This is a genomic window from Streptomyces lanatus (genome assembly GCF_014655715.1).
GTDB classification, from domain to species: domain Bacteria; phylum Actinomycetota; class Actinomycetes; order Streptomycetales; family Streptomycetaceae; genus Streptomyces; species Streptomyces lanatus.
In genome coordinates, this window is record NZ_BNBM01000018.1 from 152,317 (window position 1) to 176,816 (window position 24,500).

General features: G+C 70.7%; 20 protein-coding genes and 1 pseudogene. 6 read left to right on the forward strand and 15 right to left on the reverse strand.

All coding sequences use genetic code 11. The features are described 5' to 3' along the window. Window positions 1–7: 7 nt before the first annotated feature. From IE325_RS36275 to IE325_RS36300, 6 genes are all read right to left on the reverse strand, one after another. Window positions 8–1,816, reverse strand: a complete 1,809-nt coding sequence (locus tag IE325_RS36275; RefSeq protein WP_190074401.1) for an ABC transporter ATP-binding protein — start codon at window positions 1,814–1,816, stop codon at window positions 8–10. Beyond that, complete coding sequence (locus IE325_RS36280) at window positions 1,813–2,376, reverse strand: lasso peptide biosynthesis B2 protein (protein ID WP_190074402.1); 564 nt, start codon at window positions 2,374–2,376, stop codon at window positions 1,813–1,815. Before IE325_RS36280 ends, IE325_RS36275 begins: the two co-directional genes overlap by 4 nt. After that, window positions 2,373–2,657 (reverse strand): PqqD family protein, encoded by a 285-nt coding sequence (locus IE325_RS36285; RefSeq protein ID WP_190074403.1) that lies wholly within the window; start codon window positions 2,655–2,657, stop codon window positions 2,373–2,375. Before IE325_RS36285 ends, IE325_RS36280 begins: the two co-directional genes overlap by 4 nt. A gap of 5 nt (window positions 2,658–2,662) precedes the next feature. Next, the gene (locus tag IE325_RS36290; protein WP_190074404.1) at window positions 2,663–4,153 is read right to left on the reverse strand and encodes an asparagine synthase-related protein; all 1,491 of its coding nucleotides are present in this window, start codon (window positions 4,151–4,153) and stop codon (window positions 2,663–2,665) included. Window positions 4,154–4,951: 798 nt separating this feature from the next. Then, the gene (locus IE325_RS36295; RefSeq protein ID WP_190074405.1) at window positions 4,952–5,647 is read right to left on the reverse strand and encodes a type 1 glutamine amidotransferase domain-containing protein; all 696 of its coding nucleotides are present in this window, start codon (window positions 5,645–5,647) and stop codon (window positions 4,952–4,954) included. A 23-nt stretch (window positions 5,648–5,670) separates the two neighbouring features. Then, window positions 5,671–6,354, reverse strand: a complete 684-nt coding sequence (locus IE325_RS36300) for a type 1 glutamine amidotransferase domain-containing protein (RefSeq protein ID WP_190074406.1) — start codon at window positions 6,352–6,354, stop codon at window positions 5,671–5,673. Between the two features lie 183 nt (window positions 6,355–6,537). Between IE325_RS36300 and IE325_RS36305 the strand changes: the two genes are divergently transcribed. Beyond that, a complete protein-coding gene (locus IE325_RS36305; RefSeq protein ID WP_229912266.1) occupies window positions 6,538–7,446 on the forward strand; it encodes a LysR family transcriptional regulator in 909 nt (302 codons plus the stop codon). A gap of 107 nt (window positions 7,447–7,553) precedes the next feature. Here IE325_RS36305 and IE325_RS36310 read toward each other — a convergent pair whose 3' ends face one another. Next, a complete protein-coding gene (locus IE325_RS36310; protein ID WP_190074408.1) occupies window positions 7,554–8,330 on the reverse strand; it encodes an Fpg/Nei family DNA glycosylase in 777 nt (258 codons plus the stop codon). A 198-nt stretch (window positions 8,331–8,528) separates the two neighbouring features. Here IE325_RS36310 and IE325_RS36315 point away from each other — a divergent pair, with 198 nt between their 5' ends. Then, window positions 8,529–8,840: an NIPSNAP family protein gene (locus tag IE325_RS36315; RefSeq protein ID WP_190074409.1), complete on the forward strand. Its 312-nt coding sequence runs from the start codon at window positions 8,529–8,531 to the stop codon at window positions 8,838–8,840. A 135-nt stretch (window positions 8,841–8,975) separates the two neighbouring features. Here IE325_RS36315 and IE325_RS47145 read toward each other — a convergent pair. Beyond that, window positions 8,976–9,440, reverse strand: a pseudogene (locus IE325_RS47145) (LysR substrate-binding domain-containing protein); the annotation flags it as partial. Between IE325_RS47145 and IE325_RS36325 the strand changes: the two are divergent. Both IE325_RS36325 and IE325_RS36330 read left to right on the forward strand, forming a co-directional pair. Further along, window positions 9,348–9,977 carry a hypothetical protein gene (locus IE325_RS36325; protein ID WP_229912267.1) on the forward strand — a complete coding sequence of 210 codons (630 nt, stop codon included), beginning with the start codon at window positions 9,348–9,350 and terminating at the stop codon, window positions 9,975–9,977. The pseudogene IE325_RS47145 and the gene IE325_RS36325 sit on opposite strands and share 93 nt — an antisense overlap. A 415-nt stretch (window positions 9,978–10,392) precedes the next feature. Next, complete coding sequence (locus tag IE325_RS36330; RefSeq protein WP_190074410.1) at window positions 10,393–11,607, forward strand: lactonase family protein; 1,215 nt, start codon at window positions 10,393–10,395, stop codon at window positions 11,605–11,607. 562 nt (window positions 11,608–12,169) lie between these two features. Here the strand turns inward: IE325_RS36330 and IE325_RS36335 are convergent. Beyond that, complete coding sequence (locus IE325_RS36335) at window positions 12,170–13,306, reverse strand: sensor histidine kinase (protein WP_190074469.1); 1,137 nt, start codon at window positions 13,304–13,306, stop codon at window positions 12,170–12,172. Then, on the reverse strand, window positions 13,306–13,971 hold the full coding sequence (locus IE325_RS36340) for a response regulator (protein WP_190074470.1): 666 nt from the start codon (window positions 13,969–13,971) through the stop codon (window positions 13,306–13,308). Before IE325_RS36340 ends, IE325_RS36335 begins: the two co-directional genes overlap by 1 nt. Before the next feature lie 279 nt (window positions 13,972–14,250). Between IE325_RS36340 and IE325_RS36345 the strand changes: the two genes are divergently transcribed. Beyond that, a complete protein-coding gene (locus IE325_RS36345) occupies window positions 14,251–14,778 on the forward strand; it encodes a hypothetical protein (RefSeq protein WP_190074411.1) in 528 nt (175 codons plus the stop codon). A gap of 141 nt (window positions 14,779–14,919) precedes the next feature. Beyond that, window positions 14,920–16,197, forward strand: coding sequence for a DUF418 domain-containing protein (locus IE325_RS36350; RefSeq protein WP_190074412.1), 1,278 nt, complete (start codon window positions 14,920–14,922; stop codon window positions 16,195–16,197). Window positions 16,198–17,004: 807 nt separating this feature from the next. On the opposite strand, the gene IE325_RS36355 is transcribed toward IE325_RS36350, so the two are convergent. From IE325_RS36355 to IE325_RS36375, 5 genes are all read right to left on the reverse strand, one after another. Next, entirely contained in the window at window positions 17,005–18,789 is a 1,785-nt protein-coding gene (locus tag IE325_RS36355) for an ABC transporter ATP-binding protein (protein ID WP_190074413.1), read from the reverse strand. 203 nt (window positions 18,790–18,992) lie between these two features. Continuing rightward, window positions 18,993–20,045, reverse strand: coding sequence for an NlpC/P60 family protein (locus IE325_RS36360; protein ID WP_229912268.1), 1,053 nt, complete (start codon window positions 20,043–20,045; stop codon window positions 18,993–18,995). A 120-nt stretch (window positions 20,046–20,165) separates the two neighbouring features. Next, the gene (locus IE325_RS36365; protein ID WP_190074414.1) at window positions 20,166–20,648 is read right to left on the reverse strand and encodes a poly-gamma-glutamate biosynthesis protein PgsC/CapC; all 483 of its coding nucleotides are present in this window, start codon (window positions 20,646–20,648) and stop codon (window positions 20,166–20,168) included. Further along, window positions 20,645–21,925, reverse strand: coding sequence for a poly-gamma-glutamate synthase PgsB (gene pgsB, locus IE325_RS36370; protein WP_190074415.1), 1,281 nt, complete (start codon window positions 21,923–21,925; stop codon window positions 20,645–20,647). The genes IE325_RS36365 and pgsB overlap by 4 nt, the downstream gene beginning before the upstream one ends. Before the next feature lie 6 nt (window positions 21,926–21,931). After that, window positions 21,932–24,172, reverse strand: coding sequence for a HAMP domain-containing protein (locus IE325_RS36375; protein ID WP_190074416.1), 2,241 nt, complete (start codon window positions 24,170–24,172; stop codon window positions 21,932–21,934). Window positions 24,173–24,500: the final 328 nt, after the last annotated feature.

Below are 24,500 nucleotides of genomic sequence, written 5' to 3' on the forward strand. Positions count from 1 at the left end.
ACTGCCGCTACCCGGAAAGGACGTCCCCCGTCCCCTGGGCCCGTGCCAGGAAGCGGTAGTGCTCGCTGGTGCGCAGGAGTTCGTCGTGGGTGCCGGTGGCGACGACCCTGCCGCCGTCGAGGACCACGACGAGGTCGGCGGCGCGGATCGTGGAGTACCGGTGGGCGATGACCAGCAGGGCGCACTCGTGGGTGATCCGTCGGATCGAGCGGCGCAGGGCGGCCTCGTTGAGCGCGTCCAGGTGGGCCGTCGGCTCGTCGAGGAGGAGGAGGGAAGGGTGGGTGAGCAGCGAGCGGGCGAGGGCCACGCGCTGGCGTTCGCCGCCGGACAGGGCCATGCCGTGTTCACCGGCCGGCGTGTCCAGTCCGTACGGTGAACGGGCCACCACGTCGGAGAGCTGCGCCAGTCCTACGACCCGGTCCAGTTCGGCCGGGTCCGCGCAGGGGGCGGCGTACAGGAGGTTCTCGCGCAGCGTGCCGTACAGCACGGGCGCGTGCTGCTCCACCAGGCCGATCCGTGCGCGGTGTTCGGCCGGGCCCAGGGTGCGGATGTCCCGGCCCTCGAACAGGACACGGCCGGCGTCGGGGTCGTAGAAGCGCTCCGCGAGTGCGAAGACGGTGGACTTGCCGGCGCCGGAACTGCCGATCAGGGCGACGTGGCCGCGCCGCGGAACCGTGAAGGAGACCCCGCGGAGCACGGGGCGGCCCGGCTCGTAGCGGAAGCGGACGTCCTGGAATTCCAGCACGGGGACGTCGTGGGCCGGTCTCGCGGGCCGGCGCTCGGGTTCGGGTCCCGGTTCGCCGGGCAGGTCGAGGACCTCGCTGATGCGCCGCAGCGCGCCGAGGCCCTGCCGCATGGTGCTCAGCGCCTGGAAGACGGCGGCGACCGGGGACATCAGATAGAGCATGTAGAGGAGGAACGCGGCGAGGTCGGCGACCGAGCCGTCCTCGCCGGCGACCCGGATGCCGCCGATCAGCAGCACCAGGAGGAACGAGCCGTTGATGGTGAGGGTGATCGCGGGGGCGACCACCGCGTCCATCGCTCCGACCCGGACGCTCTGGCGGTACGCCGACCGGGCCTCGGCCCCGATCCGCCGCGTCTCGCGCTCCTCGGCGCGGCTGGCGCGCACGGTCCGGATGGCGCCCAGCGCGCGCTCCAGTTCGGCGGTCATCGCCCCGGTGGCCTGCTGGGCATGGAGTGAGGCCCGCTCGATACCGCGCAGCACCGACGCCACCGCCACCGAGCCGACCGCGATCACGGCCAGCACGATCAGGAACAGCACCCAGTCGAGCCACACCATCAGAATCACGACGCCGACGAGCCCGACGAGGCCGGTGACCGCGTCCGTGAAACCCTCGGAGACCAGCAGCCGCAGCGCGGTGCTGTCGGCGGCGGTCCTGGCGATGAGATCGCCGGTGCGGCTGCGGTCGTACGTACGCATGGGCAGCCGCAGCAGGTGGGCGATGAGGTCCAGGCGCAGGCCCAGGACGACGCCTTCTCCGGTGCGGGTGAGCACATAGCGCGCCACCGCCTGGACGGCGGCCTGCGCGAGGAAGAGCACGACCAGCAGGCCGATGGCACCACCCGTCGCGAGGCCGGCGCCCGCCGCCTCGATGACCCGCCTGACCACCAAGGGCTGTGCCAGGGCGAGCGCGGAGCCGGCCGCGGCCAGCGCGACGGCCAGGGAGATCCTGCGGCCCTGGCCGCGCAGGACGCGCCGGACCTCCTGCGGGCCCGTACGGCGGCGGCCGGGGCTGGTCGGTCCGGTCGGTGAGTGCAGTGGGTGGTCCCGAGGGTCGTCCTGTGCGTGCTTCATACGGCGCTCCCCGGGGACCCCATGGCCCTCGGACTCCCGGCCTCACTCCCCGCCCCGCTTTCCTCCCCCGCTCTCCCCACCTGCTCGGAGCCGACGCGCTGCAGCACGGCGAAGCCGGTCCGCAGTCCCGGGATGTCGCCCAGCACCTCGTCGTACAGCTCCGCCCAGGCGTGGAAGGCGAAGCGGCCGCCGATCGACGAGCGCTGCCGGGCCACGACGACCTCGGCGGGCAGTCCGAGCGTGGTGAGGTAGGTGACGAGCGCGTACGAGCGGGGCAGGCACAACGCGTCGGGGTCGGCCAGCCGCAGCCAGGTCAGGCAGGGCAGCACCTCGCGGCGGGCGAGCCGGACCGCCTCCGCGGGCTCCCACCGGGGCGGGCACGCGGGCCGCAGGGTGCGCAGATATCGCTGGGCGTCGGGCCAGCCGCGCCGCCGCAGCAGGCGCGCGGCGCGGACGGTGCGGGCGGCGGCGAGCAGCCGTGCCCGGCGGGGCGGGCGGGGCGGCGGGTCGGGCTCGGGGTCCCGGAGGAGGAACTCCCAGTCGGCGGCGGGGTCGTTCATGGCGCCGCGGTCGGGTCGGTGCCGGGCTCGGCGAGGTGGTTCTCGGTGAGCCGGCCGGTGAGGGTGGCGAGGCCGTCGCGGAGCATGGTGTCGGTGGCATCGATGCGCTCGCCAAGGTGTCGTACGGCCTCCTCGGTGGTGTCGTACCGGAGTGCGGCCTGCAGCATGAGGGTGGCCACGGGGTTCAGCTCGTAATAGGCGCCCTCGGCACCGTCGAGCAGCACGCCGGTGCCGTCGGCGGGGTCGAAGGCGGTCTGCTCGGTGAGCCGGAGCAGGGGCATGGCGGTCACCTCCGGTCGTCCGCCGCCGAGGTACGGGGGCGGCGGCTCAGGTGTGCTTCGAGATCGCGCAGGAAGAGCTCGACCATCGCGGAACAGAGCAGGTTCTCGGCGTTGCGGCGCAGTGCCCCCGGGTCCCCGAGCACCTCGTCGAGGCGCCGCGGATCGACGACGCCCAGCGCGGTCAGCCGGGCGTCGGGGTCGCCCAGGATCCGGGCGAGCGCCCCCGGGTGGCTGAGGCACCAGGTCTCGTCGGGCGAGCCCAGCCAGGTCCGCCCGTAGTGACGCCAGATGTCGGGCGGCAGCAGATCGGCGGCGGCCAGTCGCAGGACGGGCTTGTCGATGGTGCGCCCCGCGTGCGGGATCAGCCGGTAGGCGTCGGGCAGCCCGGCCGCGAGGCGGCGCAGCGACCGGCCGCCGAGCGGTTTGGCGAGGTGGATGCCGCGCGGGCGCCACAGAGCGAGGTTCAGCGTGTGTTCCTGGGGCGCGAAGTCCAGGTCGTACGGTTCGGGGGCTGCGCCCTGCACCGGGACGAGGAAGTCGCTGCCGAGTTCGACCTCGGCGAGCGCCTGCGGGTCGGCGTACAGGGAGTACGAGGGCCGGGCACTGCGCAGAATGCGGCTCAGCTCCCAGCGGGTGCCGAGCAGTCCGCGCAGCATCCGCCACTTCTCGTACGCCGGCACCTCGCCCGCGAGGATGTCGTACAGCCCGTACCGCAGCGGGCCGAAGAGGGTGTCACCCTCCAGGCCCGACAGAACGACGCGCACGCCGTCCGCCGCGATCCGGTCGGCGACGCGCTCCAGGGAGCGCGGCCAGACGTGGTTGAAGGGGTGCGAGAAGTCGCACGTGGTGGAGAAGTAGTCGTCGTCGGTCACGCGGGGGACGGTCACCAGGGGGACGGCCAGGCGCCGGCACACCTGGCGGGCGAAGCCGGACTCGTCGGCGGCCGGGTCGTCCGTGCCCATGTGGTAGGCCGTGACGTCGGCGCCGTGCTCCGTGAGTGCGGCCAGGACGAGGGCCGAGTCGACGCCGCCGGAGAGCAGGATGCCGATCCTGCCGCCGGTGCAGGGGCGGGTCTCCTCCAGCAGCAGGTCGTGGGTGAGACGGGCGTAGTCGCGCAGGGTGGTGCGGTGCGGGAGGTCCAGGGGCACGGCACGTTCGTAGGTCTCGGTCCGGGTGGCGCGGGGGCCGAAAGCGGTGAACTGCCCCGGCCGCAGCAGCCCGAGCCCCGGGTAGAGCAAGACGTCCTCGCCCCGGCAGCTCCGCCAGAGCTTCTCCCGGTCGAGGTCCGGCAGGCGTCCGTCGAACAGGTCCCTCGGGTCGGAGGACCAGGAGATACGCGTTCCGGTCCTGCGGTGGAAGATCTGGTCGGGGCTGGAGAGCCCGCGGAAGACGAGGATCCGCTCCGGTGTGACGACGCAGCCGGAGAGCTCCGCGGGGAGCGTCCTGAGGATGCCGGCGACGGTTCGAAAGTGCGCGTCGGCCGTCGCGTCGACCATGCGCTGGACGAATTCCAATGATGGACGGGATATCAGGGGTCCGGAGAAAAGAACGCAGCTTCCGTTATCGGTCCGGGGCGAAATCCCGGGAGATCCAGGACTCAACCATTGAAGCGAAAAGTATTTCTCCGCCGGAATGTGCTCGGGGATTCCGGAGGTGCCGAGTGCGGCATGTCCCGAGCACCCCACGAAGTCCACCGCCAGGTGCCGACGGGATGTGACGGCCCCTCCCCGACCGACAGTTGTGGCAGGTGAGGGGCCGGGCCGATTGCTGGTCACAGAATGTTGCCGTGACCGAGGAGGTCAGGCACGCCACGACGAAGCTGCCCGGTCAGTTCCTCGATTCGCCCCAGGCAGGTGATGGTTGGAGCGGTGTACTTCAGCATGGTTTCTCACCTTCTTCCCTCCTTTACCAATCTAATACGGCCCGCTCCGGATATCCGTCCGAGCAGGCCACGGGATGACAAAATGAGGTTGACCAGGCAATCACGACGGTCCGGAAAAGGCGTGAAGAACATCGCGAGGGCAGCGGTGAAGGCGAGGATGGCGAGTGCGGCGCGCAGTCGGTCCGTGCGCCAGCCGACGCGCAGGGCCGCATTGACCGGGTCATGGTGTCCATGGATGCCGGCACCTGCCGGGCAATGGTTCCGCGCAGTCGGCCTCGGTACGGACGACCTCGTGCAAAAGGTGGGCCACTTCAGCGCGGCGCCCACCCGCCGGCGAGCGCCGTGCCCACTGCGTACCCAAGTCGAGGAAAACCCCTCAGAGACGGGGGGATGGTCGTCCCGAAGCCCTGGGTCAGGCCAGCTTCTTGAGCATTTCGGCTGCGGCGGGTCCGGCGGAGGCGGGGTTCTGGCCGGTGACGAGGTTGCGGTCGATGACCACGTTCGGGGCCCACGGCTCGCCCTCCTGGTAGTCGGCGCCGATCTCGACCAGGCGGTCCTGGAGCAGCCACTTGGCGCCTGCCGCAAGACCGCTCTGGATCTCCTCGGCGTTGCTGAAACCGGTGAGCCGGTAGCCGGCGAAGGCGTTGCCGCCGTCGGCCTCGGTGGCGGCCAGCAGCGCGGCCGGGGCGTGGCAGACCACGCCGAGCGGCTTGCCCGAGGTGAGGGCGTTGACGAGGAGCCTGCCGGAGGTGGCGTCGACGGCCAGGTCCTCCATCGGGCCGTGGCCACCGGGGTAGAAGACGGCGGCGTAGTCGTCGAGGTCGACGTCCTCCAGCCTGAGGGGGTGCTGGATCTCGCTGATCGAGGCGATGGTGTCCGCGATCTTCTTCGCGCCCTCCTCGCCGCCGTTGAACTGCGGCGCCAGGCTGCCCTGGTCCAGGGGCGGCACCACGCCGCCCGGCGTGGTGACGACGATCTCGTGGCCGGCGGCCGTGAACGCCTCGTACGGGGCAACGAGCTCCTCGGCCCAGTAGCCGGTCGGGTGCTTGGTGCCGTCGGCGAGCGTCCAGTGGTCGGCGCCGGTCAGCACGAAAAGGATCTTCGACATGGGGTGGTCTCCGGGAGTCGGGGTCAGCTGGGTTGTTGTTCGGTGCCGGCCAGGGCAGCGAGGATCAAGTCGCTGACGGCCTTGGTGGACACCGGGTTCTGTCCTGTGATCAGGCGGCCGTCGCGCACGGCGTGCGGTGTCATCGGGACAGTGGAGCGCACATACTTGGCGCCCTTCGCGCGCAGTTCGTCCTCCAGGAGGAACGGCACCCTGCTCTTCACGCCGGCCAGTCGTTCCTCGACCGTCGCGAAGCCGGTGACGGTGCGGTTCCGTACCAGGGGGTTTCCGTCGGTGTCGCGGAGGTTGATGAGGGCGCAGGCGCCGTGGCACACCGAGGAGACGATGCCGCCGTCGGCGTAGATGGCCTGGGCCGTTCGCTGCAGGTCGGCGCTGTCGGGGAAGTCCCACATGGTGCCGTGACCACCCGTGAAGAAGATCGTGGAGTAGTCGTCCGGATCTGTGTCGGCAACGGAAGGGGTGGCTTTGAGGGCGTCCATGAAGGCTTGGTCGTCGAGATAACCGCGAACCGTCCGGTCGACGAACAAGCGGCCGAGGCTACGAGGGTCGAGCGGCACCTCGCCGCCCGCCGGGCTCACCACGTCCACCGTGTGACCGGCCTTCACCGCCTTGTCGTAGAAATGGACGAGCTCGCCCAGCCACAGTCCGGTCCGGTGCTCGCTCGTCCCGTAGGTGGCCTGATTGGTCACGACCGCAAGAATCCTTTTCTGTCTCACTTCTCCCTCGTCTCCTGGGCGGCCCGTGGTTTCGAAGCTAAAGCTGTTGATGTATCGGCGCCAATGAAGGGACCGATACCGGGTATCGAAGAACCGATGCCTGGTCCGGGGACATACGGCACCTGGCCGGCCTGCCTACCTCGTAGGCTCGAAGCCGTGAGCGATCACGACATTCATGGGTCCGGTCCGCTGGACCTGAACCTGCTGCGCACCTTCCTCGCGGTGCACCGCCTGGGCTCCTTCACCGCCGCGGCGCGCCGGCTGAGCCTGTCGCAGTCCACCGTCACCACGCACATCCGGGCACTGGAGAGGCGCCTGGGCCGCGAGCTGTTCGAACGCAGGGCGCAAGGCGTCACCCCGCTGCCCCATGCGGACGAACTCGCCGCCCGGCTGTCGGCGCCCCTCGACCAGTTGGCCGTCATCAGCGGCGAGGAACCGAGCAGCACCGTGGCACCGGTCCATCTGGCGGGACCCGCGGAGTTCCTGGGCACTCTCGGCCTCACGGTGCTGGCCGAGCTGGTCGCGCAGGGCGTCCGGCTGCGGGTGGCCACCGGGCTGACCGAAGTACTGCTGGAAGAACTGCGGGCCGGGCGCCACGACCTCGTCGTCGCCACCCGGCGTCCCCGTGGCCGGACGCTGCACGCCGAACTCCTCGGCGACGAGGAGTTCGTCCTGGTCGCCGCACCGGTATGGGCAGAACGGCTCAAGGGGCAGGAGCTGCCAACTGCCCTGGAGAGCCTCCCGCTGATCGCCTACGCCGAGGATCTGCCCATCGCCCGCCGCTACTGGCGCCATGTCTTCGACCGCCGTCTGCACGCCCAGGCCGCGATCACCGTCCCCGACCTGCGCAGCGTCCTCACCGCCGTCACCGTCGGCGCCGGCTGGAGCGTCCTGCCCGGCTATCTGTGCCGCACCGAACTCGCCTCCGGCGTCCTCCGTCTGCTGCACCAGCCGGAGGACCCGCCGATCAACACCTCCTACCTCGTCCAGCGCCCGGGCAGCTCCACCAACCCACACGTGACACTCGTCCGCGAGCACCTGCTGGCCGCCGCGAAGACCTGGTGAGCCGACCCGGCGGCGGCGGGGCCCGACTGGATGCCGATGTGCGATGCCGAACTGCCCGCCCGGGATCCGCCACATGACAAGACGCATCGGCGCTGCGAGGATCCGTGCTACTGGCACTGCGGACACCACACCGTGCCGCGGCCTGCCACGCGGGACCGGCGTAGGGAGTGGCCACAGCGGGGGCAGGCCGGATCGGGGTCGTCGCGGTGGCCGGTGAGCCAGGAGTCGCGCGGCGGGACGCAGCCGGCGGCGACCGTGGAGCGCAGGGTGCGACGCATGTGCGTGTACAGGCGACGGCAGTCGGCCTCGGCGAGGTCGCTCGCCCGGCTCGTGGGGCGCAGTCTCGCCCGCCACAGGATCTCGTCGGCCAGCAGATTGCCGAGTCCGGCGAGGACGGACTGGTCGGTGAGGGCCGTTTTGACGCTGCCGCGACGTGCGGAGAGCACGTCCTCGAACTCCTTGCGGCTCACGGCCATCGCGTCGGGCCCCTGGCGCTCCAGGAGCCGTGCGACCTCCGACTCGTCGTCGGCCAGCCAGAGTCCCTGCAGCTTGCGCTGGTCGCGGTAGCGAAGCTGACGGTCACGGGCCACGGTGAACAGGACGCGGTCGTGCGCCTCGACCATGTCATCGGGATGACAGCAGACCAGTTCGCCGGTCATGCCGAAGTGCAGCATGAGGGTGGGACCGCCGGTGCGGGCGAGCAGCCACTTCCCGTGCCGCTCCGGCTCGGTGAAACGCCGGCCCTCCACCGCGTCGCGCAGCCGCCTCGTGCTGACTCCGTGCAGTACGCCGGTGTCGCGCACGTCGACGCGTTGGATGATCCTGCCCTTCGCGCAGGACCCGAGCACCTTCCGGAATCCCTCGACGTCCGGCAGCTCAGGCATGCGTACGTCCTCTCACGCGCCGCTCCACCCGCTCGGTGAGTCGGCCGCTCTCTCCCCCAGAACATGGTCCCTCTGGGCAGGTAACGGTGCAGCACCGCGCACCCCGGTAATGGCAGCCTTGCACTGGGCATCCGGGCCGGGTTGCGCGATCACACAGGCTGCCATCGGGCCCGAACCGTCAGACGGCATCATGCACGCATGATCACCATTCATCTGAAGTACGAGATCGACGCCGACAAGCTTGCGGACTTCGAGGAATACGGCCGCCGCTGGGTCCGGCTCGTCAACCGTTTCGGCGGGACGCACCACGGCTACTTCCTGCCGAGCGAGGGCGACAGCGACATCGCCTACGCCCTCTTCTCCTTTCCCAGCCTGGCCGCGTACGAGCAGTACCGCACGGACAGCATGTCCGACCCGGAGTGCCAGGAAGCGTTCGAACTGGCCCGTGACACCCGGTGCATCAAGCGCTACGAGCGCCGCTTCCTCCGGCCGCTCGACGGCGTGTCCTAGGCCGGCGGAAGGCGCGGGGTGCGGTTCTCCCGCGCGGCGGTGCGCAGCGCTGCGACGACGGCCGTGGTCGTCGGGTTCGCGGTCTCGGTGTGACGCGTCGCGGCGAACAGCAGGCGCGGGATCGGGTGATTCCTCGATGGACGCCGTGCGGATTCCGGGTGTGGCCGGGTCGATGGCCGTCCGAGGGAGGGGCGCGGTGGCCAGGCCGGCTCGTGCGAGGGTGAATCGGGCGGCGATGTCGGCGGTGATGTAGCGCGTCGTGGGCGTGAAGCCGACCTGGTGGCAGGCGTGCAGGATGGCCTGCCCGCAGTCCGTGGTCGGGGGCGGCAGGACGAGGCTGTACACGGCCAGTTCCCGCAGTTGCGCCTGGTCGGTGACCAGACAGGTCACGGTGAGCTGTGGGTGGTCTGAGCCCAGCAGAGCGTTCCGGCGGCCCTCGGGGCTCTGGTGTCTTACGAAACCCTTACGCACCCGCACGGTGCGGGGTCCCGCACCTACGATCGCCGCGTGACGACCTCTCTCGTGACGACCTCCATACGCATCGCCCTGGTGACCGCCGCGCCCCTGGCGTTGGCCGCAGTGGGCCTTGTACACCCCCACGGACTGTCGCCGTCGACGGCGGCGGACTGGAAGGACCTGCACATCCTGCTGTTGCCTCTCTTTCCGCTGCTCACCATCGGTCTCCTGGTCCCGCTGTGGCACCGGCCCCGGGCCGGCATCGAAGGCGCCGCCACGGTCGCGGCCTGGGCCGGTGCCTTCGTCTACGCGGCCTTCTACACCGGGCTCGACGCCGTCGCCGGGATCGCGGCCGGAACCGCGGTCGAGCACGCCGCCGCGGGCGCGGACCCAGGGCCGTTGAAACGCCCGCTCTACGAGGTGGGTGAGTCCCTCGGACAGGTCGGCGCCTACGCACTGATCTGCGCGGTCGTGTGCGCCTCGGCGGCACTGTGGCCACGGCACGGCGCCCGCGTCCTGCCGGGCACAGCCGTACTGCTCGTGGCCGGCTGGTCCTTCGTCGACAGCCACATCTTCTGGCCACGCGGGGTCTGGACGATGTGCGGCTTCGCCCTGGGGTTCGCTCTGCTCGCCTGGGCGACCGGGTCCCACAGCCGGCACCGGCCGCGGACAGCGGGCTGAAGGCAAACCCTGTGCCGCGCGGTGTGCGGTCGCATGCCCGCACGGGTGGGTCCGGCGGGTAACCGTGCCTCTGACCCTCAGGAGCAGCCGCGTCACTCGACCGGTTCGAGGGCGTCACCGCCTTGTCGGTGGCCTGCAAGGCAGCGCACACGGCCTTCTCGGGCGGCGACCACGCTCACCGCGCAGGACGAGCCCGCCGAGCCCCTCGCCCCTGGCGCACCGAGCGGACGTGTGAATCGGCCTGCACAGCCCGTCGATTCGCGTGCCGACGCTCTGACAGCCACTGCTTACAAGAGTCTGACGCGGAGCTCGTTCCCCTCTCGTCCCACCACACCCACTGGCCACTCTTGTCCCGTCCGCAGGAACGGATACCGAAACGGGTGCCCATGGGCAACGGAGCTGAAGGAGACGGGACATGAGCACGCACAGCAGCCGCAGGGGTCACCGGGGGAAGTCCAGGACACGGCGGATCGTGATCGGCGGCGGAGCCCTCGCCGTCGCCGGGGCGGCCACGGTGGCCGTGTCCCTGGCCTCGGCCGGTCAGTACTCCGGGAGCGCCGGTGCCGACCACGCCGTCTTCGTCCAGGGCAACGAACTGGACGGCAACACCATCCATGTGTTCGCGCGGGGTGACGACGGCAAGCTCGAACCCGCGGGGACCTACGACGCCGGCGGCAACGGCGGTGACCAGGTCGACGCCCCAACCGACTCGCTCGCCTCCCAGGGTTCGCTGGTCTACGACGACGCCTCGGGGATGCTGCTGGCGGTCAACGCGGGCAGCGGCACGGTGACGTCCTTCCGCGTCGAGGGCCGGACACTGAAGGACCGCCAAGTCGTGGACTCCGGCGGGGAGTTCCCCTCCAGCATCGCGGTGCACGGCAAGGTCGCGTACGTCATGAACGCGGGCGGGGAAGGCAGCGTCCAGGGTTTCCGGATCACCGGCAAGGGGCTCAAGCCGCTGCACGGCTCCCACCGTTCCCTGGGCCTGGACAACGAGGACATACCGCGCTTCGACACCTCGCCCGGCGAGGTCGAGTTCACCCCGGACGGCCGCAACCTGGTGGTCACCACCAAGGGCAACAACACCGTCGAGGTCTTCCCGATGAAGCGCAACGGCCTCCCGTCCGTCGCCGAACCGGTCGTCAACGAGTCGGCCGGAGGTGTCCCGTTCGCGATCAGCTTCGACGGGACCGGGAAGCGGATGCTGGTCGCCGAGGCGGAGAAGTCCACGGTCACCACGTACCAGGTCAAGCGTGACGGCAAGCTGAAGGTCCTTCAGAAGCCGCTCGCCAACGGGCAGGAGGTCCTGTGCTGGCTGGAGCGCGCGGGCAACTTCTTCTACGGCGGCAACACCGGCAACTCCACCGTCAGCGGTTACCGCATGGACAAGCACGGCAAGCTCGCCCTGACCAACGACGTCGGCATCGCCACCCCGCCCTCCGCCAACTCCCAGGGTGTGATCGACCTCGCGGTGACGGAGGACGAGAAGTTCGTCTACGTCCAGAACGCCGTCTCCGGCACCGTGGACGGCTTCCGTGTCGAGAGGAACGGATCCCTCACGAAGGTCACCACGGCTGAGGGACTGCCCGCCTTCGACGAGTCGGGCATGGAAGGCATCGCCGCGATGTGACACACCCGCGTACGCATGCGGCCCGGGGCATGGGGCGGCCTGCGAGGGGGACAGTCCCCGGGACTGTCCCCCTTGCGGGGACGTCCGTGACGGCCCACACGGTTTCGCACCGCAGCTGTGGTTCTCACTCGTCGAAGGGCTTGCCCTGATCGGCGGTGGTACCTGCGGGCAGCTGATCGGCCACCGTGCTCAAGAGCGTTGACGAAGGTCGTAGAAGCGGAAGCCGTACGGGCGTGCCGCCACTTACGGCCGAAGGAGGTGCGCCGGAAAGGGTGCCCCCCCCTCTCGCAGGCGGCCCAGATCAGCTCGGGCTCCTCTCGGGAGGCGCCGCAGGGCCACTTCCAGGTCATCTCGGCCGTCTTCGATCTCGATGCCGGGACTCTCATAAGGGCCAGTCCAGCAACGGCGTCCGGCCGCAGGTACTCGGCCTCAACACGTCGCACCGCTGCCCGGGTTCGGGCAGATACGCCCGGAACCTGACGGACCGGCACGTGCTTGCTGCCCAGGCCGATTTGAGGGCGGCGTGCCCTTCGCGTCCCTTGGATGGAGGCGAAACGACGGCTCAGGCGGGCTGGGTGGGGGCCCGTAGTTCGATCTCGTATCCGCCGTGTGGCGTGGGTTCGGCGATGAGGGCGCCGCCTAGCAGTTCGGCGCGTTCTCTCAGGCCGATCAGGCCGTGCCGGGCGCTGGGCAGGGCGACGGACGGGCGGGTGGGGGCGGTGTTGGTGACGGTGACGCCGAAGTGCTGCGTGTCGTGCCACAGGCGTACCTCGGCGCGGGCGCCGGGGGCGTGCTTGCGTACGTTCGTGAGGGCTTCCTGGACCGTGCGGTAGACGGTGCGCTGGGCGGTTGTGCTGATGCCGGGCGGGAGCCCGCCGGTCAGGGCGGTCTCGATGCCGCTGTTGGCGATCAGCTGCTGGAGGTCGGCGAGGGTGGGCTGGGGGGTGAGTTCGGTTTCCTTGCCGCCGGAGGCGCGCAGCAGGGTGACCATGTGGCGGAGTTCGTCGAGGGTGTTCACGCTCAGGGTGCGGATGGTGCGGGCGGCGTCGCGGGCGTCGGGGTCCTTGGCGGCGACCTGCAGGGCTCCGGCCTGTACGGCGATGAGGCTGACCTGGTGGGAGACGACGTCGTGCATCTCACGGGCCAGCTGGGCGCGTTCGCGGGCGAGGACGGTCTGGGCGTACAGGGCGCGTTCGTGCTCGCGGGCCACTTGGACCTCGACGAGCCGGCGGGCCACGTCGTGTCTGGCCTGCACGAGCTGGCCGCACAGGATCGGGGCGAAGGCCATGGCCAGCGTGTAGACGAACTGGATGAGCGTCCAGGTCCGGTCACCGGGAAACGTGTCGTCGGAAAACGTGTCGGACAGGGGCCAGGCGAGGGTGCTCGCCGCCGCGTTCAGCAGGGCGCAGCCGGCCAGCAGCGGGCGGTTGCGGGTTCGCGCGGCCAGTGTGTACAGCGCGGTGATCGGCGCGACTCCCACGTCCATGAACAGCAGCATGGGCAGTGTCAGCAGGAAGACGGCGAGCGGGAAGCGCCTGCGCAGGAGCAGTCCGGCGCTGCCGAGGGCGGCGCAGGCCCACATGACTGGTGTCGCCTCGTCGTCGAGGTTGATCCAGGCGTCGAGCGCGGCGAGCACGACGAGGCCCGCGTCGACGGCCCAGGGCGGCAACCGCCGCCACAGTGCCTGACCCGTGCTCATCATCCATTGCTCCGTGCCGTGTCGGCGCCGTCGTCGCTGAGCAGTCCGGCCCGCTCCGCGAGGAGCGCCGCCTGGACGCGGCTGGAGACCCGGAGTTTGGTCAGGATCGAGCTGACGTGGTCCTTGACGGTGCCCGCGCTCAGATGGATGCGGGTGCCGATGTCGGCGTTGGACAGCCCTTCCGCGATCAGGACGAGGACGTCACGTTCGCGGTCGCTGAGCAGATGCACGCGCGCCACGCCCGCGTCCTGGGGCGTGCCCGCCCCCGGATGGCCGCGCAGCAGAGCCCGCGAGGCTTTCGGGGACATGACGACGCCGCCCGCGGCCAGGGTGCGTACCAGTTGGGCGAGTTGTTCGGGCTCGGTGTCCTTGAGCAGGAAGCCCGCGGCTCCCGAGCGCAGCGCGGTCAGGATGTACTCGTCGGTGTCGAAGGTGGTCAGCATGGCCACCGTCGGCGGCTCGGGCAGCGTCTGGATCTCCCTCAGGACGGTCAGGCCGTCCACGTCCGGCATGCGGATGTCGAGGAGCACGACGTCCGGGTGCTCGCGCCGGATCGCGTCGGCGGCCTGCGCTCCTTCCGCGGTCGCCACGACCTGGATGCCGTCGGAGGCGTTCAGGATCAGCTCGAACCCGGACCGCACCAGGGCCTCGTCGTCCACCACCACTACCCGGATCACCGGCGTTCCGCCTCACCCTCGTCTGCTTGATCGCTCGCTGTCGACAGTACGTCCGGCCAGGCGCGCGACGGGACGGCCGCTGTGGACTCCAGCCACCCGGCAGGGGGGTTCCAGCCGCTCGGGGGGAGCGCTCCGGCCCATCGGCGGGCGGGTGGGCGAGGCTCGGCGGATGGTGTCCGTGGTTCTCGTCCGGTGGGATCGGTCCGTGGGCCCGCCCCAGTCCGCGGGCCGCAGTCGATTTCCGTACCGTTCGAGGATCACCCAGCCATGCCCCACTTGTACCTGCGTCAGCCTGTCCGTGCTCTGCGCCGCTGTGCGGCGCGGCCCCATGTGCTGTTCGGGGGCGTGTACGGGGCGGTACTGGCCAACTCCATGGTGGCCGCCCTGACGGAACAGGGAGAGACGGCGCCCGCCGACCGGTTCAGCAGCGCCCAGTGGCTCCTGGTCACGGCCGTCGCATCGGCCTTGGCGCACGGTTACGCACACCTGATCGCCCTGCGCGGCGACCGGACCCATCACGGTGTCCGCGCCACGGTGCGGCTGTTGCTGTCCGAGTGGCCGCTGGTGGTGGCGACGGCGCCGACACTGGTCCTGCTGCTCGGCGCGGCCTGGGGGTGGTGGCCCTCGGCGGGCATCGAGTACGTGGCCTTCGCCGTGAACGTGGTGCTGCTGTTCGCCTGGGGCCTGCTCGCGGCCCGCGCCGCCGGTCGCACGTGGAGCTCCGCCTTGATGATCGGCACCGTGGACTCGTTGCTCGGGCTGACGGTCGTGGTGGCCAACGCCTTTATCAAATAGGGCAGTTGGCCGACCGGGCCCGCCGACCGGCCCCCGCGGCGCTGTTCCGCCGGTCGGCGGGATGGTCCCGGCCGATCGGCGGGGGTGTCACCGAAGCCTGCCGGATGGGCCGCCTCCTGACGGCACCGAAGGATTCTGTGTATGACACAGATACAGCCGCCGCAGGACACATCGGCTCCGCAGGAGAACTCGCCTCCACCGCCCCGAACCTCGTCCGAGTCCGCCGGGCAGGTCTCGCCCGGCCCCTCGATGGGACGCCTGGTCGGGTTGGATCTGGCCCGCGCGCTGGCAGTGTTCGGCATGTACATCGTGCACATCGCCCCGATGCAGTCAGCCGGGAACGACCTCGGTAGCTGGGTGTACTCCCTGGCGGAGGGGCGCTCGTCGGCCCTGTTCGCCACCCTCGCCGGGTTCTCGCTGATGCTGATCGCCGGCCGCCTCGAGCCCAAGACCGGCCTGGCGGGCCGGCAGGCGAAGGCCCGGATCGCCATCCGCGCCGTGATCCTGCTGGCGCTGGGCACCGTGCTGGCGATGGAGTACGGGGACATCATCATCCTCGCCTACTACGGCGTCTACTTCTTCCTCGCGCTGCTCCTGGTACGACTGAGCGCCAAGACGCTGGCGATCATCGCGGCGGGGATCGCGCTCGTCATGCCGCAGCTGGCGTTCGTCCTGAAGATGTGGCTGAGCGACTCCGTCCAGCAGAGCATCAACGCCTACGACCCGCTCGAGAAGCTCAGCACCGTGGGAGTACTCGATCTGCTGCTCACGGGCCTCTACCCGACGATCACGTGGATGGCGTTCGTGATCGCCGGCATGGCCCTGGCCCGCCTCGACCTGACCGCCGCCACCGTCCAGCGGCGCCTGGCGGCGCTCGGTGCAAGCCTCACCGCAGGCGCCTACGGCCTGGCCATGCTGCTGGGTGGCACGAGCGCGGTGTTGAGCTTCGGGGGAGGCGGAGGGCCGTCCAGCGGCTCCGGAGCGGGGTCCATGGGCAGCGGGTCCATGGGCAGCGGGTCCATGGGCAGTGGGCCCGGCGGGCCCGAGTTGTCGGCCTCGGACCTGCTGGGTGCCGTGTCGCACACCGGCACCACCCTCGACACCATCGGCTGCCTGGGTGTCGCGATCCTCGTGATCGTGGGCGCGACGGTGGCGATCGACCGGCTGCCGCGACTGCGCCGCCTGGCGAAACCGGTCATCGCCGTGGGCACGATGTCCCTGACGGCCTACGTCGGACACTTCCTCGCACAGTCCGCGTGGCCCGCTTCCGGCGCCGGCACCACGAAGTCCTGGGTGCCCGTGCTCACGTACATCCTGGGGGCGATCGTGTTCGCCGCGATCTGGTCCCGCTTCCTTCGCCGCGGCCCCCTGGAGTACCTGCTCAACACCGCCACCAAGCCCGCCAAGTACATCCGGTGAGGTCCGGTCAGGGTGGCCCGCTTCCTGCCCATCCCGGCCTGGTCCGCCGTCCGAGGCCCGCAAGGGGATTGCCCTTGCGGGCCTCGGCTGTGGTCCCTGGCCGACTGATCTCAGCTCCGCCCGGCGCCAACCGGTCGTCCATGGACGCGGTCTGGACGACTGCGGGACATGCGTGGGCCTGGTGTCGGCACGGCCCGGAAGCGAGGACCGGTGCGGGTCAGGACACAGCGGCCGACGGTGTGACTCACAAGCGAACCCCCAGGCGAACGTGACCCGGCCGTCGGGACACCCGCCGACTCCCGTCCGTGCGCGGCTGAGTATCTCCAGTGCTCGCTGGAGGGTGCTCTTCAGCCTCCGCTTTGTGTGCGCGCCACCACTCGGTCCTCAGGTCGGTCGATGCCCGACCGGGTCGCCTGGATGGTGTGCCGGGTGCCGACGGCGCCGAGTGGTGCGGGGATCGTGCTCGCGTGCTCAGCCAGGGCGCTCGATGGCCTGGAGGAGGTCCGCGAAGGGGGTGCAGGTCGCCGGTTCGCCGATGACCGTCTTGATCCACGCGTCGGCTGCTGCCGCCGATGCCGGTGCGCATCTGGTCGAGCGGGCGGCCGTCCGGCCTGCTCAGCGGACCTGCTCGCCCTTGGCCATGAGCACGGGCATGGGGACTCCCGGGCGAGGGACGGACTGGGCGGGCAGCGAACCACCGCAGCCGGCTGCCCCCACCGCACGGCGGGGGCAGCCGAACGGCGGGGGCAGCCGGTGGACGAGGGCCGACGGCCGACGGCACCGGCGGGCCCACGGGTCAGGCCCGTCTCACCCGCGTCCCGCCGAGGTCAGGAGCTGCGTCGCCGCGAGCTGCGCGTACAGCTCGTCCTCGGCCCTCAGTTCCTCGTGGGTGCCGACCGCGCGGACCTTGCCCGCGTCCATGACGACGATGCGGTCGGCGTCCGTGACGGTCGACAGGCGATGGGCCACCACCAGCACGGTGGTCTCGCGTGCCGTCTCGGCGATGACGTCCCGCAGTGCCAGCTCGTTGACGGCGTCGAGCTGCGAGGTCGCCTCGTCCAGGAGCAGCAACCGGGGCCTGCGCAGCAGCGCGCGGGCGATCGCGACGCGCTGGCGCTCGCCGCCGGACAGTTTCGTGCCGCGGTGCCCGACCGGGGTGTCCAGGCCGTGCGGGAGACGCTCGACGAGGGCGTCGAGCCTGGTCCGGGCGAGGACCTCGCGTATGTCGTCGTCGGTCGCGCCGGGCGCGGCGAAGACCAGGTTCTCCCGCAGCGTGCCGGCCAGCACCGGCGCGTCCTGCTCGACGTACCCGATGACGGACCGCAGCTCGGACAGCGGCCACTTCGTCACGTCCTTGCCGTCGACCAGGACACGGCCGCCGGTCGCCTCGTAGAACCGCTCGACGAGCGCGAAGACCGTCGACTTGCCCGCGCCGGAGGGGCCGACGAACGCCGTCATCCCGCCGCCGGGCACCTCGAAGTCCACCCGCTGGTGGATGTCCGGCAACCCGGGCCCGTACCGGAAGGACACCTCTTCGAAGCGGACCGACGTCGGACGTGGCCGCACCGACCGCTGCCGGTCCTGCTTCTCTGTCTTCTCTGTCGCCAGGCCGTCCACCTGCGCGATCCGGGCGATCGCGGCCGCGCCCTCCTGGTAGTGGGACGCTGCCTCGACCAGCTTGTACACCGGCTCCATCAGGTAGAAGAGGTACAGCAGGAACGCGATGAGCGTGGACACGGGCATGTCCCCGGACGCCACCCGCGCCCCGCCGACGGCGAGTACCGCGAGGAACGCCAGCTCGACGGCGAGGTCGTCCGCCGAACCCAGCACGGCCTCCCACTTCGCGCTGCGCACCCCGTGACGCCACGCCCTGCGTGCCGCCGCCTCGACGCGAGCGGTCTCCCGCTCCTCGGCGCCGGACGCCTTCACCGTACGGAACGCGCCGAAGACCCGCTCCAGGCCCGTGGACATCTCCCCGACAGCCGCCTGCGCACGCTCGGCGGCCTGCCCGATCTTCGGCATCACCAGCGCGGCAGCCACACTGACGACCGCGACCACGCCGAGCGTGACGCCCAGCAGGACGGCATCGAGGAACGCCATCACCACGACCGCCGCGACCAGCGTCACCGCCCCCGTCGCCGCGGAAACCACCGCCTGGGTGCTGACGGCCCGCAACAGCGTGGTGTCGGAGGTCACCCGGGACATCAGATCGCCCGGCTGCATCCGGTCCACCTCCGCGAGGCGCAGCCGCAGCAACCGTCCGATGAGGCTGCGACGGGCGGCGAGCACCACCGACTCCGCCGTCCGTTCCAGCACATAGGCACCGAACGCCTCGGCCACCATGCTCAGCAGGACCAGAACGGTCATGGCCAGCAGGATGGTGCCGATCGTGCCACCGGACGAGAGCCGGTCGACCAGCGTCTTCGTGGCCAGGGGCTGCAGCAGCCCGCCGGCGGCCCCGGCCAGCGCGCACAGCAGACCGAGCGCGACGGCCCACCGGTGCGGACGGACGTACCCGTACAGCGCCTTGAGCGTCTCGCGGGCGCGCAGGGACTCGGCACCCGTCGCCTCTGGGGCGGATGCGGTGTTCACAGGATTCCTCTCCTACGTGGTCGGCCGCGCACCGCGACGGAGATCAGGGCGTACGACGGCCAGGCACAGATGGCGCACTGTGTGCCATGCCACCAGCCTGGAAGCCCAGCCGCTTTCGGCACATCCGGCGACTGTCGGGTCCGCCCCCGCCGAGTGGCTGGAGAAGACCGGCCTGGGGTAGTAGCCGTCGGAGCGGAGCGCGGTCAGAGGCGTCGGGCCCCGCGCAGCCCCTGTGCGTAGTAGCCCTCACCGTCGAGCCGTGCGGTGCCGCCCTTGTCACCCATGGTGGGGCCGCCCGCGTTCTTCCGGCTGGAGATGAAGCGCGGGTGGTCGGCGGTGTCCAGGCCGAGGTAGATACCGATGTGGCCGATCCGTTTGCCGGGCAGCTCCCGTGTTCTGAAGAAGACCAGGTCGCCGGGCTGGAGCTGCTGGATGACGGCGGGGCGGCGGTCGGTGAGGGGGATCACGGGTATGCCGAGCCGCTCGTGGGCGATCGCGTCGGGGGTCCGCTGCAACCCGCTGCCCGCCGCGCTGTCCCTGCTGTTCAGCGGGAACCCCGAGCGGTATCCGTACACCAGCCGGACATAGCCGGAGCTGTCGACGGAGCGCGCGCGGTCCTTCTCGGGGCGGCGGGTGACCGTGTCGGGGAAGGTGTAGGGGATGCCCAGGTAGTCGTAGAAGTCCGAGCCCGTGCGCCGCTTCGACTTCCCTTGCCCGGCACGCGCGGAGTCGCCGGCGGTGTCGGGTGTGTAGCGGGCGGCACCGCTGTATCTGACTCCCGCTGTCGTCGTCCGGGCCGGGGCACCGGCGACGTAGTCGAAGGCCGTGGCGAGGATGTCGGGATCGCGGCTGCCGAGCCGGGACTTGAGCCAGGTCCTGAACCAGCCGCTCCGCTCCGCGCCACGGGCCCATGGCTTGGGCAGCAGCCGCACCCAGCTCTTGGTGACGACCTTGGCACCCGTCGTACGCGGCTCCGCGAAGGTCCTGCCGGGCCCTGTCAGTACGGCCGTACGGGCGCCGTCGGTGAACGTGGCGACGACGGTGCCGTGCCGGTCGCGGGCGACCGTGCGGGCGGGGTTGCCGATCCGTTCGAAGTGCAGCGGACCGCTCCTGACCCGGATTCCGGCACCCAGCGATGCATGCGATACATGCGGTACCCGTGCCACCTGTGAGGCCTGTGATGCCTCCGGACGGTCTGTGCGGTGCCTGAGCTGCAGGGACAGCCCGCAGCTCGCCGCGAGCAGGACAGCTGTCACCAGGGACAGGGCCGCGTTCCTGGTCAGGGAGAACCTACGGATTCTGGGATGGAGGCGTTTCACTGGACAACTCCGATGGGGGGAAGGAGAGATGGCGCCGAAGGCCGGTGAGGGGGCGGCTCATGTCGTGGGCAGGGCGCCCAGCAGCAGCCCGGACACCAAGATCACGTAGGTGGCGAAAGTGACCGCGCCGGTGGAGAGGACCGTCGCCGTCTTGGGCTGCCTCTCCAGCTGGTAGGCGATGAGACCGGGGACGATGAACCCGAGGGCCTGATGGGCGAACAGCGTGGGGAACTGCTGTTGGAGCAACAGGGAGAGTCCGGCCTGGAGCAGGACGCCGATGAGCACGACGGAGGCGAACAGCCGCTTGCCGTAGAGGATGACGAAGCGCTGCAGCAACTTGGTCAGCAGGTAGGTCAGGCCTGCCACGGCCGCGACTATGGCGGCGCGCCGCAGATCCTCGACGAGGGTGAGGGCGAGCCAGCCGGGGGTGATCATTCCGCCCGGTGAGAGGTTCGTGGTCAGGTAGCACAGGAGGGAGAAGACCAGACCGAGTGCGATGCCGATGGCCGCGATCTGGGGTGTGACTACTGCGGGGATCAACGCGATGCTCCATGGGAGGAGTTGTGGTGGGCGACGAGTGAGGTGGGGGCGTCGCTCGGGTCGGAGGGACCGGCGGGGTCGACGGCGGCATCGGGGTGGTCGGGCGCGAGTGCCGCGAGCCGCTCCAGGAAGAGTTCGCCGTGGCCATGGATGTTGCCGATGGCGACGAGCGAGGAGTCCGGGCCCAGGTGAGCCAGCAGTTCCGTCGTGAGCTGGTCGGGGTCGCGACGGTCGCCGCCGAGATCGACGACGTTCCCGGTCCAGTGGGCGGGTATGGCGTCGGCGGCCGACTTGGTGGGGTGGCCGATGAGGAACACCGTCTCCGGGTCGAGCTCGGGGATGAGCGCGCCCATCTGCCCGTTGCGCTCCACACGGTCGGGACGGCAGTTGATGACGACGTGCAACGGACGGTGGATCGCGCCCAGTTCGAGCAGCTGATTGATGTTCATCAGCGTCGACTCGGGGTCGTTGGCGGCGAAGACGTTCGCGAAGCGCAGCCGCTTTCCGTCCGGGGTGCGGTACCGCTCGACGGACAGCACACCCGGGTCCGGCGGCGCCTCGTACATGCCCTTCAGCGCGGTCGCACGGTCGACGCCGAGCAGTTCGGCGACCGTGAGTGCGATGGCGACGTTCTCCTTGAAGGTGAACCAGCTGAAGCCGCGCAGTTCCTCGTCGGTGACGGTTTCCGGGTCGGCGTAGACCAGCCGGCAGTTCCGGGCGTCGGCCTCCTCCTGGAGGATGTGGAAGCGCTCCTTCTCCGCGGTGACACAGATGCCGCCCTCCGGCAGGGACCGGCACAGGGAGCGGGCCACGTCGTCCAGCGTCGGGCCCATCTCGGCGAGATGGTCCTCGCGGACGTTGCAGAGCACGCCGATGGTGGAGCGGATCAGCTTGGACTGGTTGATCTCCTGGAGCGCCGGCATGACGGCCATGCACTCCATGACCAGGACATCGGGCCGGTAGGCGGCGGCCCGCCGGACGATGCCGATCTGCTCCACGACGTTGGCGATGCCGAACTTGCGGTAGACGGGCTCCTCGGTGGCGTCGGGGTGGATGAACCGGGCCGCGGTGCCCGTGGTCTTGGCGACGGTCACCAGGCCGCTGCCGCGCAGCGCGCCCGCGCACAGCCGGGTGATGGAGGACTTGCCGCGAATGCCGTTGACCAGCACTCGGGTGGGTATGACGGCCAGATTCACGTCATGGCGGCGCTGTTCGACGATGCCTGCGACGAGCAGGCCGAAGCAGCACGTCGCGAGGACGCAGTACAGGAAGAGCACGGCGGGTCAGCTCCTGGGGCCGGGGTCGGACACGGAGGTGGAGGGAGTGGGCGCCCCGTCCGGGGAACCGGGCGCGGGCGATGCGCCGGTGCGCGGGAGTCGCTGTCGGATCAGTTCGAGGCTGCGGGCGACGGATCCCACCTCGTCGTGGTAGCGCGGGTAGAGCACCGTGGTGCGGTCCCCGGCTGCCAACGCCTCGGCGCCCTGGGTGATGTCACGCAGCGGACGTACGACGACGAGGTACAGCCAGCCGACGCAGAGGGTGCCCGCCGTCAGCCCCAGCAGACCGACGAGCATGATCCGCCGCTGTGCCTCGTACTCGGGCAGCCCGATCCAGAACACCGGCTTGATGGAGGCGACCTTCCAGCCGAGTGCGCCCGCGACGCCCAGCTTGGCGTTGAACGGTGCCACCGCGGCGACCGCCGGGTTCCTCCAGCCGAGCAGCAGCTCAGCGGAGCCCTTGGTCGTGCCGACGGCCTTCATCTGGGCCCGCAGCCGGCTGTCGGAGACCCGCCCGAAGGCCACGAACCCCTTGTTGGACGCGATGACCCGATGCGCGGAGTCCACCAGCCACACCGAGCCGAGACCGGGCCGGTTGAGGATGCCGGTCAGGTACTGGACCTTGAACTCGCCCACGACATAGTGGCGTCCGGCCTTCGTCGGCGCGCCCTTGACCGGCTGGGCGGCCACTGCGGCGAGGACCGGTTCCCTGCCGGAGGTGTTCGTCTGCGTGACCCCGGTCCTGACGCGGGCCTTGTCCGGCGTACGGGGTTCACCACCGGCGCGGGCGAGGATCCTGCCGGTGCCGTCGACGACGTACAGGGACCGATACCGGCCGTGCTGCTCCAGGGAACGGTCGAGGACCTTGCGCGCCTCCTCCGACCGGGAAGCGTCGATCACGGTGGCGAGACGGGCGAGATCGGCGTATCCGTCGTTGATCCCCCTGCGCAGGCGATCCGCCGTCGTCTCGGTGCGTTGCCGCTGGTCGTCGGAGATCACCCGCGGTACGACCGCGGCCGCGCGTGGCAAGGTGCTGCCGAGCGTCAGCAGCATCGACGCGGGCCAGGCCAGCAGAGCGAACGCGCACACCACGAGGACGGTGCGCAGTCCGAGCCGACGCCGGAACCTGCCCGTCCCGCGCGGAACACGCCCCTTGGCCGCCGGCTGCGCGACCGTGTCCTGCGACGGCCCGCCCCTGCCCCGGAGTTGAAGGCGCAGTGCCTCCAGCGCGGCGCCGACCCGGGCGGGTTCCCCGAAGCGGGGCACGCGGACCGGAGCCGTGAGGTCACCCGAGCCGAGCCTCTTCGCTTCGCGATACAACCGCAGCACAGGCCGCTGCACCAGCAGGTGCAGGGCGGCGGTGACCCCGGCCGCGAGGGCCAGGAGCACGGCCGCGGCGAGGAGGGCGAGGCGAAGGTGACCGGTCCCGGCGCCATGACGCTCGGTCTGCACCGTCGTGACGACCGTCAGTCCGAGTCCGCTGCTCGGACTCTCCTTCGCGGCGGTTCCTCGGGCGACTGCGGCGTATCCGACGGCGGTACGGGTGTCGCCGTCCGCTGCCCGGACGAGGCTGCCGCTCGGACCGTCGAAGCCGCCGGCGACGGCGGTGTCCGACGGTCCCTTGCTCTGCGCCTCGCGGGCGGCGGTGCCTGCCAGCGCCTTGGCCCGGTCGGTGCCGGATCCCGGCCCGGCCGAGGTGAGAGTGGCCCCATCACGGTCCACGACGTTGAGCGTGTGTTTCTTGCCGACGGAGATGCCCGGCAGCTTCACGCTCTGGGAGGCGACGAGCAACTCCTGCCTGCCGCCTTGCGACAGCGTCGCGAAGGCCAGCAGCCGGGTGACGCCCGAGTCGTCCCGCACCAGTCTCGGTGGCGGGTTCGCCGGCAGTCCACGAAGGTTCACCTTCCCGAGCGGTAGGGCCTCGCCCTGGGCGGCGAGCAGCCGGCCGGTGGACTGGTCGACGACGGCGGTACCGCGCCACTTGCGGTTGGCCCGGTCGAGGCGGGTCAGCATTCCGTCCGCCGGTACGGACTTGGAGCCCGCGAAGTCCGCGGCCGCTGTCCGCAGATCGGTGACGCTCTGGTCGACGGCGCCCTGCAGCGCGACCGCCCCGTCCTCGGCGATGTGCTGCTGGGAGCTGAGGACGGCCTCGGGAACGCCCCGTTCGGCATCGCTCCCGACGGCGAACACCGTCAGGCCCGCGACGAGCGCCAACAGAACCGGCAGGGCCGCGAGCGGCGGCCGCACACCTCCTAACACCGCCATGTCCGCCCGGCGCCGATTCGGGCGCTGCGTGGATATCGGGGGTTGAGTGGTGGTCAAGAAAAATCCTTTCCAGGCTTTGTCGAGGTCGCGTGAAGCAGTGAAACGAAGTTCTCGACCTGTCTGACGACGGGAATACTTCGCCGGTTTATCGGAGGCGTGTGACGGCGCTCACCACACCTGCGAAAAGCGCTGCTTCATGCATTATCGAAAGAGGCGCATAGCTGCTGAGCTGCCAGTTTGCCGCATTAGCAGGGAAAGTGAATTCAGCCTTCACAGAATGCGAACAAATCGCGAAGGCCGGTTTCGAGTG